The sequence below is a fragment of the Mycobacterium sp. TY814 genome, from assembly GCF_030755175.1.
In the GTDB taxonomy this organism is placed as follows: Bacteria; Actinomycetota; Actinomycetes; order Mycobacteriales; family Mycobacteriaceae; genus Mycobacterium.
This window is the reverse complement of sequence record NZ_JAUFRY010000001.1, coordinates 165,454-178,581: the sequence shown is the minus strand read 5'-3', so window position 1 is coordinate 178,581 and position 13,128 is coordinate 165,454. Positions and strand designations below refer to the sequence as shown.

Genomic DNA, 13,128 nt, shown 5'->3' with positions numbered 1-13,128 from the left:
TGAGTAATCACTCAAGAATGTTGCAATGAGGCAACTGATGCATGTCGATCCGGGTCGCTACGAGTGGCGGGACGCCGCGGACCTGCAAATTTCGGCCCCCGGTCAGGCCCTGGTCCGGCCATTGGCGGTGGCGTGCTGCGACCTGGACGTGGCGGTCTGTGCGGGCCGGTTGCCCCTGCCGCCGGGATATGCCGTCGGGCATGAGGGGCTGGCCGAGGTGGTGGCGGTCGGCGATGAGGTGTCCGGCGTGCGGGTGGGCGACCGGGTGGTGGTGCCGTTTCAGATCAACTGCGGAACCTGTCGCGAGTGTCGTCGTGGCGTCACCGGGTCGTGCGCCTCGCTGCCGCTGCTGGCGATGTACGGGATGGGACCCATCGCGGGTCTGGATGGCGGTGGTTTCATGTCGGATCTGGTGCTGGTGCCCTACGCCGACGCCATGCTTATCCCGGTGCCGGACGGGGTGGATCCCGTGGCCATCGCGTCCCTGTCGGACAACATCCCCGACGGGTGGCGAACGGTGGCGCCGTTCGCGGAAGAACTCAGCGCTGTCGATGCGGTGGATCGCCGGGTTCTGGTGGTCGGCCGGGCCTCGATCGGGTTGTATGCGGCGGCGTTCGCCGCGGCCCTGGGAGCCCACGTCGACTACGTCGACACCGACCCGCACCGTTTGTCGGCCGCCGAGAAACTGGGCGCCGCGGTGCACGACCGGGTGAAGCCCGCTAAGCAATGGGATCCGTACCCCGTGACGGTGAACACCTCGGCCGACCCGGCGCTGCTGGCTGCCACACTGCGCGCGACCTGGCCCGACGGCGTGTGCACCGACACCGGCATCTACTACCAACCGACCGTCGAGCTGGCGCTGTTGCCGCTTTACACCCGTGGCGTGCGGTTCGTCACCGGCCGGGTCAACGCCCGCGCCGCCATCCCGCAGGTACTGGGGATGCTGGCTGACGGCTGCGACCTGTCGCCGGCCGTCGACCGTGTGGTGCCGTGGGAGGACGCACCGGCGGGGTGGGCCGAGATGACGGGCAAGACCGTCTTCGTCAGGAGCTGATCAAGTGTGCGACTACGGCGGTGAAACAGCCATTTCGCCTCGGAAGACGCACGCCGAGGGCGGTAGGCGCACACTCGACGCCGTGATTCAGGCGATGTCGCCGACGAAAACGGCCATCCGGCGCAACTGCGCCCGCGCCATCTTGGGCAGACCTTCGGCCTCTGGGCCGTCGGTGCCCGCAGGCAGGATGCGCGTGTTGGTGAGGTGCACGGTCTGGCGGGCATAGTGCACGTCGGCCTGGCCGGCAGCCAGCACGTTCTTCACCCAGTCCGTCTTGCCGTGGCCCAATGCGATCGCCAGCACATTGCCCTTGCGGTAGGTGGTCACGACCGTCTTGTAGGCCTTACCGGACTTGCGGCCGCGGTGTTCGATGGTTGCGGTACCGGGCAGGAACCGGGCGATCGGCTTGATCAGCGGGTTGAGGTACTTGACCTGGATGTTCTCGAACCACACCGGGAAGATCATCGGGACGCCGGGGGCGTTGTTGGGGTGTCGATCCCTTGCAGACATGGCTGGCTCCTTCTTTACCCGCGCATTTACCCGCGCACTGTACCGGTCGAATATCGACTTGAGCTGCTCTGGGACAATGGTCGACGTGACCCCATCGCCTTCGCCACTGTCCCGTATCGATTTGCGGGGCGTGGAGTTGACCGCTGCGCGGTTGCGGGCTGAGCTGCCACGTGGCGGCGTCGACGTGGAAGCGGTGCTGCCCAGGGTGCGGCCGATCGTCGAGGCGGTGGCCGAGCGCGGGGCGGTGGCGGCGCTGAATTACGGCGAAGAGTTCGACGGTGTGCGGCCGGCGGCCGTGCGGGTGCCCGACAGCGCGCTCGAAGCGGCAGTGGCCGGCCTCGATGACGACGTGCGGGAAGCGCTGCAGGTGATGATCGAACGGACCCGCGCCGTCCACGCCGATCAGCGCCGTGCCGACACGACGACCACGCTCGGCCCGGGTGCCACCGTCACCGAACGCTGGGTCCCTGTCGAACGGGTCGGCCTGTACGTGCCGGGCGGCAATGCCGTGTACCCGTCCAGTGTGGTGATGAATGTGGTGCCGGCCCAGGAGGCCGGTGTCGACTCGCTGGTGGTCGCCAGCCCGCCCCAGGCGGCCTTCGGGGGGCTGCCGCACCCGACCATCCTGGCCGCGGCCAAGCTGCTGGGTGTCGAGGAGGTCTGGGCGGTTGGTGGGGCACAGGCGGTGGCGTTGCTGGCCTACGGAGGCACCGACACCGGCGGGGGCGAGCTCGTCCCGGTCGACATGATCACCGGACCCGGCAACATCTACGTCACCGCCGCCAAGCGGCTGTGCCGCTCCCAGGTCGGTATCGACGCCGAAGCCGGCCCTACCGAGATCGCCATCCTCGCCGACCACACCGCCGACCCCGCGCACGTGGCCGCCGACCTGATCAGCCAGGCCGAACACGACGAGATGGCGGCCAGCGTCCTGGTCACCCCCAGCCCCGAGCTGGCCGACGCCACCGACACCGAACTCACCGCCCAGCTGCAGACCACCGTGCACCGCGAGCGCGTGACCACTGCGCTGTCCGGCCCGCAGTCCAAGATCATCCTGACCGACGACCTCGATGCCGCGGTCAAGGTGGTCAACGCCTATGCCGCCGAGCACCTGGAGATCCAGACCGCCGACGCGGCACAGGTCGCGGCCCGGATCCGTTCGGCCGGAGCCATTTTCGTCGGACCGTACGCACCGGTGAGCCTCGGCGACTACTGCGCCGGGTCCAACCACGTGCTGCCCACCGCGGGCAGCGCCCGCCACTCGAGTGGCCTGTCGGTGCAGACCTTCCTGCGGGGAATCCACGTCGTCGACTACACCGAGGCCGCGCTCAAAGACGTCTCCGGCCACGTCGTCACGCTGGCCAAGGCCGAAGACCTGCCGTCGCACGGCGAGGCGGTACGCCGGAGGTTCGAGCGGTGACTCGACCCACCCTTGACGACCTGCCGCTGCGCGACGATCTGCGGGGCAAGTCCCCTTACGGCGCACCGCAATTGGATGTTCCCGTGCGGCTCAATACCAACGAGAACCCGCACCCGCCCACTCAGGCGCTGATCGACGATGTGGTGCGCTCGGTAAGGGAGGCCGCCGCCGATCTGCATCGTTACCCCGACCGCGACGCCGTGGCGCTGCGCACCGATCTGGCCGCTTACCTCAGCGCCCAGACCGGCACGCCGGTGGCCGTCGAAAGCGTCTGGGCCGCAAACGGTTCCAATGAGATTCTGCAACAGTTGCTGCAGGCATTCGGCGGGCCGGGACGCAGTGCCATCGGTTTCGTCCCGTCGTATTCGATGCACCCGATCATCTCCGACAGCACACGTACCCAGTGGCTCGAAGCCGCCCGCGCGGACGACTTCAGTCTCGACGTCGACCGGGCCGTCGCCGCCGTGGTGGACCGCCAGCCTGACGTGGTGTTCATCGCCAGCCCGAACAACCCCTCGGGACAGAGTATTTCGCTGGCCGACCTGCGCAGGCTGCTCGACGTGGCGCCGGGCATCGTGATCGTCGACGAAGCCTACGGAGAGTTCTCCTCGCAGCCCAGCGCCATCACCCTGGTCGAGGAATATCCGACCAAGCTCGTCGTCACCCGCACCATGAGCAAGGCGTTCGCCTTCGCCGGCGGCCGACTGGGCTACCTGGTCGCGACTCCCGCCCTGGTCGACGCGATGCTGCTGGTCCGGCTGCCGTACCACCTGTCGTCGGTCACCCAGGCGGCAGCGCGGGCTGCGCTACGGCACGCCGACGACACCCTGGCCAGCGTCGCCACCCTGATCGCCGAGCGGGAGCGGGTGTCAACGGCATTGACCCACATGGGGTTCCGGGTTATCCCCAGTGACGCTAACTTCGTCCTGTTCGGCGAATTCGCCGACGCGCCGGCTGCCTGGCAGCATTACCTGGAGGCCGGCGTCCTGATCCGCGACGTCGGCATTCCCGGATATCTGCGCACCACCATCGGAATGGCCGACGAGAACGACGCGTTTCTGAAGGTGAGCGCCCAGATCGCCACCACCGATCTAGCCGGCGCGGCCACATCGGGTGCCGCGGATCGTGAACAATTCTTAGGAGCACCGTGACAACCGCAAACCGGCGTGCGCGCATCGAACGTCGCACCCGTGAATCCGACATCGTCGTCGAACTCGACCTCGACGGCACCGGCGAGGTGGACGTCGACACCGGCGTCCCGTTCTACGACCACATGCTCACCGCCCTGGGCTCGCACGCCAGCTTCGACCTGATGGTGCGCACCAAGGGCGACGTGGAGATCGAAGCGCATCACACCATCGAAGACACCGCGATCGTGCTGGGCACCGCTCTCGGACAGGCCCTGGGCGACAAGAAGGGCATCCGCCGGTTCGGCGACGCGTTCATCCCGATGGACGAGACGCTGGCGCATGCTGCCGTCGACGTCTCCGGGCGGCCCTACTGCGTGCACACCGGGGAGCCGGATCACCTGCAGCACACCACTATCGCCGGCAATTCGGTGCCCTACCACACCGTCATCAACCGGCATGTGTTCGAGACGCTGGCCTCCAACGCCCGCATCGCGCTGCACGTACGGGTCCTGTACGGGCGCGACCCGCACCACATCACCGAAGCGCAGTACAAGGCGGTGGCCCGGGCACTGCGCCAGGCTGTTGAGCCCGACCCCCGGGTGTCCGGCGTTCCGTCCACCAAAGGTGTTCTGTGACTTCCAAATCCGTCGTTGTTCTCGACTACGGCTCCGGCAATCTGCGCTCCGCGCAACGTGCGCTGGAGCGGGTGGGTGCTGACGTCGACGTCACCGCGGATGCCGAAAAGGCACTGGCCGCAGACGGACTCGTGGTGCCCGGCGTCGGTGCCTTCGAGGCGTGCATGACCGGCCTGCGCAAGATCGGCGGCGAGCGGATCATCGCCGAGCGGGTTGCCGGCGGACGGCCGGTGCTCGGCGTTTGCGTGGGCATGCAGATCCTGTTCGCGCGCGGCGTCGAGTTCGGCGTCGAAACCACGGGGTGCGGTCAGTGGCCGGGAGCGGTGACCCGGCTGGATGCGCCCGTCATCCCGCACATGGGGTGGAATGTGGTCGATGCCCCGCCGGACAGTGTGCTGTTCAAGGGCATGAGCGCCGACACCCGGTTTTATTTCGTACACTCCTACGCCGCGCAGCGGTGGGAAGGTTCACCCGAAGCGATGTTGACGTGGGCGACACATCAGGTGCCGTTTCTGGCGGCGGTGGAGGACGGTCCGCTGTCCGCTACCCAGTTCCACCCGGAGAAGAGCGGTGATGCCGGCGCCGCGATCCTGCACAACTGGGTTGAAGGGCTGTAGTCATGTCGCTGATTCTGTTGCCGGCCGTCGACGTCGTCGAGGGCCGCGCCGTGCGTCTGGTACAGGGCAAGGCGGGTAGTGAAACCGAGTACGGCTCGGCGCTGGACGCCGCGCTGGGCTGGCAGCGCGACGGCACCGACTGGATCCACCTGGTGGATCTGGACGCCGCCTTCGGGCGCGGGTCCAATCGTGAACTGCTGGCCGAGGTGGTGGGCAAGCTCGACGTGCAGGTCGAACTGTCCGGAGGCATCCGCGATGACGATTCGCTGGCCGCCGCGTTGGCCACCGGGTGTGCCCGGGTCAACGTGGGCACGGCCGCGCTGGAAAACCCCGAGTGGTGTGCCCGGGCCATCGCCGAGCACGGCGACAAGGTCGCCGTGGGGCTGGACGTCCAGATTCTGCAGGGAGTTTCGGGCGGCGCACACCGATTGCGCGGCCGTGGCTGGGAAACTGACGGCGGCGACCTCTGGGAGGTGCTGGACCGCCTGAACTCCGAGGGCTGTTCGCGCTACGTCGTCACCGACGTCACCAAGGACGGCACGCTGGGCGGGCCCAACCTCGACCTGCTGGCCAGGGTCGCTGAACGCACCGATGCGCCGGTGATCGCCTCCGGTGGGGTGTCCAGCCTGGACGACCTGCGCGCCATTGCGACGCTGACCGACCGGGGGATTGAAGGGGCCATCGTGGGCAAGGCGCTCTATGCCGGCCGGTTCACGCTGCCGCAGGCGCTGGACGCGGTGCGGGAGTAGCGCCATGGATCTGGATGTGCTTGTCCAACAAGCATCGGACATCCTGGACGACGCCGTTGAGCCGTTCCTCGCGGGCCACCGCGCAGAGTCCGCGGTCAGCAAGAAGGGCAACGACTTCGCCACCGAGGTCGACCTGGCCATCGAGCGCCAGGTCGTCGACGCCCTGGTGACCGAGACGGGGATCGAGGTGCACGGCGAAGAATTCGGCGGTGCCGACGTCGACTCGCCGTGGGTGTGGGTGCTCGACCCGGTGGACGGGACCTTCAACTACGCCGCCGGGTCTCCGATGGCGGGCATTCTGCTTGGGCTGCTGCGTGACGGCGAACCCGTGGCCGGGCTGACCTGGCTGCCCTTCACCGGCCAGCGCTACACCGCGGTGGCCGGTGGTCCGCTGGTGAAGAACGGTGAGCCGCAACCGAAGTTGGCACCTGCCGAGTTGGCTGACGCACTGGTCGGAGCCGGGTCGTTCAGCGCGGACTCGCGGGGCCGGTTCCCGGGGCGCTACCGGGTGGCGGTGCTGGAGAACCTCAGCCGGCTGTCCTCGCGACTGCGCATGCACGGCTCCACCGGACTGGACCTGGCCTACGTCGCTGACGGAATCCTGGGTGGAGCAATAAGTTTCGGCAGTCATGTGTGGGACCATGCCGCAGGAGTGGCGCTGGTGCGATCCGCGGGCGGCATCGTCACCGACCTGGCGGGCGAGCAGTGGACCCCGGCCTCCCGCTCGGCGCTCGCAGCCGCGCCCGGGGTGCATGCGGAGATACTTGAAATCCTGCGCAGCACGGGACAACCGGAGGATTACTGAGATGCAGCATCACTCCGGTGACGGACTCGCGGTGCGCGTGATCCCATGCCTGGACGTCGACGCGGGCCGCGTCGTCAAGGGTGTCAACTTCGAAAACCTCCGGGACGCCGGTGATCCCGTCGAACTGGCAGCAGCATATGACGCCGAGGGTGCCGATGAACTCACCTTCCTCGACGTGACCGCATCTTCCTCGGGCCGGGCCACCATGCTGGATGTGGTGCGCCGCACCGCCGAGCAGGTGTTCATCCCGCTCACCGTCGGTGGCGGGGTGCGCACCGTGGCCGACGTGGACACCTTGTTGCGTGCCGGAGCCGACAAGGTGTCGGTCAACACCGCCGCCATCGCCCGGCCTGACCTGCTGGCGGAAATGGCGCGGCAGTTCGGCTCGCAGTGCATCGTGCTGTCCGTCGACGCGCGCACGGTGCCCGAGGGCGCGGCACCGACGCCATCGGGGTGGGAAGTCACCACCCACGGTGGCCGGCAGGGCACCGGCATCGACGCGGTGCAGTGGGCGGCCCGCGGCGCCGAGTTGGGCGTGGGCGAGATCCTGTTGAACTCCATGGATGCCGACGGCACGAAGGCCGGATTCGATCTGGCCATGCTGCGGGCGGTGCGGGCGGCGGTCACCGTGCCGGTGATTGCCAGCGGCGGGGCGGGGGCGGCAGAACATTTCGCGCCCGCGGTCGACGCCGGGGCGGATGCGGTGTTGGCGGCCAGCGTGTTTCACTTCCGCGAGCTGACCATCGGACAGGTCAAATCCGCCATGGCCGCGCACGACATCACGGTTCGGATCACGACATCATGACCCTCGACCCGGCAATCGCCGCACGGTTGAAACGCAACGCGGACGGATTGTTCGCCGCGGTGGTGCAGGAGCGTGGCAGCGGTGATGTGCTGATGGTCGCCTGGATGGACGACGACGCGCTGGCCCGGACCCTGGAAACCCGGGAAGCGACCTACTTTTCGCGCTCGCGCGGCGAGCAGTGGATCAAGGGAGCGACCTCCGGACACACCCAGTACGTGCACTCGGTGCGGTTGGACTGCGATGGCGACACCGTGCTGTTGACGGTCGATCAGGTCGGTGCGGCCTGCCACACCGGCGACCACAGCTGCTTCGACGCCGCGGTATTGCTCGAACCCGAGGGTTAGCCCGCCGGCACGTCCAAGCCGGTGGCGGCGGCCAGCGCGGCGCGGGTCCATTCGCGACGGTCGACGTCCGGCTTGATGCGGTCTCTGCGGAGTGCCTCCAGGTCGATGGGCCGACCCGCGGTGACGGCCGCCGGCACGTGGAAGACGAAAGACGGCTTGTCGATGGTGATGGCCAGCAGGACGTCGCTGTCGCTCAAACCGTTGGCGCGGATCACGTTTTCGGCCCACTTCGCAGATTTCGCGCCACCGAAATCGTTGACGTAGACCACCCAGAGCCGAGTCCCCTGCTGCTGATAGAGCTTATTGACGGCGCGCTCGATCACGAGGCGTTCGCCGGGCCCGAGTACGTGGGCCTGATCGGTGATCTGGTCGGCCAGTGTGAGCGCCGGGGGAGCCGGGTTGCCGCTCGTCGGCGCCGCGCCGGCCGATGAGGACGCGGAGCCCGCGGACGGCTGCCCGCCCGAATGGCCGCGCATCACGACCACCGCGAGAACCGCGGCCACCACCACCAGCGCAACGGCCACCAGCGTGGCGATCATCGCGCCCCGACGGCGGCCAGCGGCGGCCGATGATGTCGCGATCGCCTGGGTCGGCACTTCGACGGCGACCGTCGGCTGTGCGGCGTCCGCCGTTTCGGCTGCGGCGGCGACCGTGCCCGCCGGGGCGGCCAGCGCCGCGGCGAAATCCGAGCAGGACGCGAAGCGCGCGGACCGGTCCTTCGCGAGTACCCGGGTGACGATGGGATCCAGGTAGGCCAGCTCAGGCCGACGCTCGCTCAGCAGTGGTGGCGGCGCCGACAGATGCTGACTGATCACCACGGCGGGATTGGAATTCTGGAACGGGGCCATGCCCGTGAGCAACTGGTACGCGGTGCACCCCAGCGCGTACTGGTCGGAGCGCCCGTCGAGGTCGGAACCTTGCAGCTGCTCCGGCGGGCAGTAGGCGGTGGTGCCCATCATCATGTTGGTCGCGGTCAGCCCGCTGATCTCGCCGAGTTCACGCGCGATGCCGAAGTCGGCGAGCAGGATCCGCCGTCGCGGCGCGGTGTCGCCCAACAGGATGTTGGCCGGTTTGACGTCGCGGTGCAGCAAGCCCCGGGAGTGCGCGTAGTCGAGCGCCTCGGCCACGGCCGAGACGATCTCCACGACATCCGGCAGGGGCATTCCGGACGGATATCGGTCGCGGAGCAACCTGGCAGCGTCGGTTCCTTCCACGTAGTCCATCGACAGCCACAGCTGACCCTGGTACTCACCGCGGTCGTGAATGCCGACGATGTGTTCGTTGTACAGGCTGCCGGCCAGGTCGGCTTCGCGGTTGAACCGCTGCCGGAACTCCTGGTTCGAGGTGAACTCCGCGGGCAGGATCTTCAGGGCATCCCGGCGGGGCAGCCGTGGATGCTGCGCCAGGTACACCTCGCCCATTCCACCGGCACCGAGCCGCCGCACGATGGTGTACCCGGCGAAGAGCTCGCCTTCCTGTAGGCCCTTCGCGGGGTCACGGTCTGCGCTGGTCGGCATGGGAGCATGTTACTGAGGCGCAGTTAGGCGGAATTAACGCACTGGTACAATCGAGGCGCCGGGAGTTTTCGCTGACAGGGACCGGTCCGGTTGCGATCCGCTGAAGCGGTGGCCGGCGGTCGGATAATCCTAATCGGTTGCGTGTGAACGTGTTTCGGCAGCGCCGAGTCGGGTATGGCCGCTCAGGCGTTGCACGGCAACCTGATTCGCGGCATGCGTCTCGCCGGCCGAACGCGATGAAGTGGTCCGCAATTTGCCTGTGCGGCAAATATTTTGGCGACCTGATGAGGAAAGGGGCGATCGATGGTCAAACGCATGTCCTGGAACGTGCTGGCGCCGCTGATCGCTCTGGTCGCGCTGGCGTTCACCTGGGGGCAGGAGATCGGCCCGGTGGTGGGCGCGCTGGCGGCGGTGCTGCTCGGCGGTGCCGTGCTGGCCGCGGTGCATCACGCCGAGGTGGTGGCGCACCGGGTCGGGGAGCCGTTCGGATCGCTGGTGCTGGCCGTCGCCGTGACCGTCATCGAAGTCGCGCTGATCGTCACGCTGATGACCTCCGGCGGTGACAAGGCGGCGACCCTTGCCCGTGACACCGTGTTCGCCGCGGTCATGATCACCACGAACGGGATCGTCGGGCTGTCGCTGCTGCTCGGCTCCCGCCGCTACGGCGTGACGCAGTTCAACGCCCACGGCAGCGGCTCGGCGCTGGCCACCGTCGCCACTCTGGCGACGCTGGGCCTGGTGCTGCCGACGTTCACCACGAGTCATCCCGGCCCCGAGTTCTCGCCCGGGCAGCTCGCGTTCGCGGCCGTCGCCTCCCTGGCCCTGTATCTGATGTTCGTCTTCACCCAGACCGTCCGGCATCGCGACTTTTTCCTGCCGGTGGCGCAGAAGGGGGCGGTCGACGAAAACCACCACGCCGAGCCGCCGAGTACGAAGTCGGCGCTGCTGAGCCTCGGAGTGCTGCTGGTCGCCCTGGTGGCGGTGGTGGGCCTGGCCAAGGTGGAATCGCCGATCATCGAGCGGATGGTGGCCGCCGCCGGTTTTCCGCACTCGTTCGTCGGTGTGGTGATCGCTCTCGTCGTCTTGCTGCCGGAAACACTCGCGGCCGGGCGTGCGGCACGGCAGGGCCGCATGCAGATCAGCCTCAACCTCGCTTACGGCTCCGCGATGGCCAGTATCGGGCTCACCATCCCGGCGATCGCCCTGGCGTCCCTCTGGATCCGTGGACCGCTGCACCTGGGGCTCGGGCCCACCCAGCTGGTGCTGCTGGCGCTGACCATGGTGGTCAGCGTGCTGACGGTGGTGCCCGGCCGGGCGACCCGGCTGGAGGGCGAGGTGCATCTGGTGGTGCTGGCCGCCTGGTTGTTCCTGGCGATCAGCCCCTAGACGCGGTGCGGGTCGCGTCGCTGCGGCCCGAGTCCGTGCGGGCAGGGGACCACGAGACCGCCGGGGATGCGGGACGGCGGCTCACCGGCCGCGCAGCGTCTCCAGTGCCTTGTCCGCGTGAGTGTCCATGCTGATCTCGCTGGAAATCACGTTGAGAACCGTGCGGTCGGTGTCGATGACGAACGTGGTGCGCTTGACGGGCATCAGCTTGCCGAGCAGACCGCGCTTGACGCCGAATTGAGTGGCCACCGTGCCGTCGTTGTCCGACAGCAGCGGATAGTCGAAGTTCTGCGTATCGGAGAACTTGGCCTGCTTCTGCACGGGATCGGTGCTGATACCGACCCGGTTGGCGCCCACGGCCGCGAATTCGGCAGCCAGATCCCGGAAGTGGCAGGCTTCTTTGGTGCAGCCCGGCGTCATCGCCGCCGGATAGAAGAACAGCACCACGGGCCCGTTGCTCAGCAGCTCGCTGAGTCTGCGCGGCGTGCCCGTCTGGTCGGGAAGCTCGAAGTCGGCCACGGTGTCACCAATTTTCATGGGCGCCACGCTACGCGGGCGGCCGCCCCGCAATCTGATTGGATGGTCCGGTGCAAGCCAACCTCGCAGCCACGACAACGCGGGAGGATTTCCGCGTGCTGGCGGCCGAGCACCGGGTAGTTCCGGTGACTCGCAAGGTACTGGCCGACAGCGAAACTCCGCTGTCGGCGTATCGCAAGCTCGCCGCCAGCCGTCCCGGGACTTTTCTGCTCGAATCGGCGGAGAACGGCCGGTCGTGGTCGCGCTGGTCGTTTATCGGGGCCGGGGCGCCGACGGCGTTGAGCGTGCGAGACGGCCAGGCAGTGTGGCTGGGCGCGGTGCCCCAGGACGCTCCGGCCGGCGGCGACCCGCTGGAGGCGCTGCGCGCCACCCTGGAGGTGCTGGCGACCGCCGCGCCCCAGGATTCGAGGCCGGGGTTGCCGCCGCTGTCCGGTGGCATGGTCGGCTACTTCGCCTATGACATGGTGCGGCGCCTGGAGCGGCTGCCCGAGCTTGCCGTCGACGACCTCCGGCTGCCGGACATGCTGTTGCTGCTGGCCACCGACGTGGCCGCGGTGGACCACCACGAGGGCACCATCACCCTGATCGCCAATGCGGTCAACTGGAACGGCACCGACGAGCGGGTGGACTGGGCCTACGACGACGCGGTCGCGCGACTCGACGTGATGACCGTGGCACTAGGGCAGCCGCTGCCCTCGACGGTCTCCACATTCAGCAAGCCGGAGCCGGTGTACCGCTCGCAACGGACGGTTGAAGAGTACGGCGCCATCGTCGACCATCTGGTGGAACAGATCGCCGCCGGTGAAGCCTTTCAGGTCGTGCCGTCGCAGCGTTTCGAGATGGACACCGACGTCGACCCGATCGACGTCTACCGGATGCTGCGGGTGAGTAACCCGAGCCCGTACATGTACCTGCTGCAGATTCCCGATAGTGAAGGCGCAGTGGATTTCTCGATCGTCGGGTCGAGTCCCGAGGCGCTGGTCACGGTGCAGGACGGACGGGCCACGACGCACCCGATCGCCGGGACGCGGTGGCGCGGCGAGACCGAAGAAGAAGACGTGCTGCTGGAAAAGGAGTTGCTGGCCGACCAGAAGGAGCTCGCCGAGCACCTGATGCTGGTGGACCTGGGCCGCAACGACCTGGGCCGGGTGTGCACGCCGGGCACCGTCCGTGTGGAGGACTACAGCCACATCGAGCGCTACAGCCATGTGATGCACCTGGTGTCCACCGTGACGGGGGTGTTGGCGGAGGGTAGGACTGCCCTGGACGCGGTGACGGCCTGTTTTCCGGCCGGGACCCTGTCCGGTGCTCCGAAGGTGCGGGCGATGGAACTGATCGAGGAGGTCGAGAAGACCCGCCGCGGCCTGTATGGCGGCGTGGTGGGCTACCTCGACTTCGCCGGTAACGCCGACTTCGCGATCGCCATCCGTACCGCGTTGATGCGCGACGGCATTGCGTACGTGCAGGCCGGGGGAGGCGTGGTGGCCGACTCCAACGGGCCCTACGAGTACAACGAGTCACGAAACAAGGCGCGGGCGGTGCTCAATGCGATCGCCGCGGCCGAGACGCTGACCGTGCCCGGTATGCCCGGTGGCTGACACGGCTCGCCGTGGCCGGCT

At 68.2% G+C, this 13,128-nt stretch carries 14 protein-coding genes; 11 read left to right on the top strand and 3 right to left on the bottom strand.

Annotated features, from left to right (window positions below; translation table 11 throughout):
• The first annotated feature begins 25 nt into the window (after positions 1–25).
• On the top strand, positions 26–1,054 hold the full coding sequence (locus tag QXH22_RS00590; protein WP_306274687.1) for an alcohol dehydrogenase catalytic domain-containing protein: 1,029 nt from the start codon (positions 26–28) through the stop codon (positions 1,052–1,054).
• Between the two features lie 87 nt (positions 1,055–1,141).
• Here the strand turns inward: QXH22_RS00590 and QXH22_RS00585 are convergent, their stop codons facing one another.
• Positions 1,142–1,564, bottom strand: a complete 423-nt coding sequence (locus QXH22_RS00585; RefSeq protein ID WP_306240817.1) for a nitroreductase family deazaflavin-dependent oxidoreductase — start codon at positions 1,562–1,564, stop codon at positions 1,142–1,144.
• Positions 1,565–1,640: 76 nt separating this feature from the next.
• Between QXH22_RS00585 and hisD the strand changes: the two genes are divergently transcribed.
• From hisD to hisI, 8 genes are read left to right on the top strand one after another with little or no spacing between them, the layout of a single operon-like run.
• Positions 1,641–2,984 carry a histidinol dehydrogenase gene (hisD, locus tag QXH22_RS00580; RefSeq protein WP_306240816.1) on the top strand — a complete coding sequence of 448 codons (1,344 nt, stop codon included), beginning with the start codon at positions 1,641–1,643 and terminating at the stop codon, positions 2,982–2,984.
• On the top strand, positions 2,981–4,135 hold the full coding sequence (locus tag QXH22_RS00575; RefSeq protein WP_306240815.1) for a histidinol-phosphate transaminase: 1,155 nt from the start codon (positions 2,981–2,983) through the stop codon (positions 4,133–4,135). Before hisD ends, QXH22_RS00575 begins: the two co-directional genes overlap by 4 nt.
• Positions 4,117–4,749, top strand: coding sequence for an imidazoleglycerol-phosphate dehydratase HisB (gene hisB, locus QXH22_RS00570; protein ID WP_306244235.1), 633 nt, complete (start codon positions 4,117–4,119; stop codon positions 4,747–4,749). Before QXH22_RS00575 ends, hisB begins: the two co-directional genes overlap by 19 nt.
• A complete protein-coding gene (gene hisH / locus QXH22_RS00565) occupies positions 4,746–5,366 on the top strand; it encodes an imidazole glycerol phosphate synthase subunit HisH (protein ID WP_306240814.1) in 621 nt (206 codons plus the stop codon). Before hisB ends, hisH begins: the two co-directional genes overlap by 4 nt.
• 2 nt (positions 5,367–5,368) lie before the next feature.
• Positions 5,369–6,115 (top strand): bifunctional 1-(5-phosphoribosyl)-5-((5-phosphoribosylamino)methylideneamino)imidazole-4-carboxamide isomerase/phosphoribosylanthranilate isomerase PriA, encoded by a 747-nt coding sequence (gene priA / locus QXH22_RS00560; protein WP_306240813.1) that lies wholly within the window; start codon positions 5,369–5,371, stop codon positions 6,113–6,115.
• A 4-nt stretch (positions 6,116–6,119) separates the two neighbouring features.
• Positions 6,120–6,920, top strand: a complete 801-nt coding sequence (locus QXH22_RS00555; protein ID WP_306240812.1) for an inositol monophosphatase — start codon at positions 6,120–6,122, stop codon at positions 6,918–6,920.
• Between the two features lies 1 nt (position 6,921).
• Complete coding sequence (gene hisF / locus QXH22_RS00550) at positions 6,922–7,725, top strand: imidazole glycerol phosphate synthase subunit HisF (RefSeq protein ID WP_306240811.1); 804 nt, start codon at positions 6,922–6,924, stop codon at positions 7,723–7,725.
• Positions 7,722–8,069: a phosphoribosyl-AMP cyclohydrolase gene (gene hisI / locus QXH22_RS00545; RefSeq protein ID WP_306240810.1), complete on the top strand. Its 348-nt coding sequence runs from the start codon at positions 7,722–7,724 to the stop codon at positions 8,067–8,069. Before hisF ends, hisI begins: the two co-directional genes overlap by 4 nt.
• On the opposite strand, the gene QXH22_RS00540 is transcribed toward hisI, so the two are convergent.
• Entirely contained in the window at positions 8,066–9,586 is a 1,521-nt protein-coding gene (locus QXH22_RS00540) for a serine/threonine-protein kinase (RefSeq protein ID WP_306240809.1), read from the bottom strand. The genes hisI and QXH22_RS00540 overlap by 4 nt on opposite strands.
• Before the next feature lie 303 nt (positions 9,587–9,889).
• Between QXH22_RS00540 and QXH22_RS00535 the strand changes: the two genes are divergently transcribed.
• Positions 9,890–10,972: a calcium:proton antiporter gene (locus QXH22_RS00535; RefSeq protein WP_306240808.1), complete on the top strand. Its 1,083-nt coding sequence runs from the start codon at positions 9,890–9,892 to the stop codon at positions 10,970–10,972.
• Positions 10,973–11,053: 81 nt separating this feature from the next.
• Here the strand turns inward: QXH22_RS00535 and QXH22_RS00530 are convergent, their stop codons facing one another.
• Positions 11,054–11,509: a peroxiredoxin gene (locus QXH22_RS00530; RefSeq protein ID WP_306240807.1), complete on the bottom strand. Its 456-nt coding sequence runs from the start codon at positions 11,507–11,509 to the stop codon at positions 11,054–11,056.
• Between the two features lie 50 nt (positions 11,510–11,559).
• Between QXH22_RS00530 and QXH22_RS00525 the strand changes: the two genes are divergently transcribed.
• A complete protein-coding gene (locus tag QXH22_RS00525; RefSeq protein WP_306240806.1) occupies positions 11,560–13,107 on the top strand; it encodes an anthranilate synthase component I in 1,548 nt (515 codons plus the stop codon).
• Positions 13,108–13,128 lie beyond the last annotated feature (21 nt).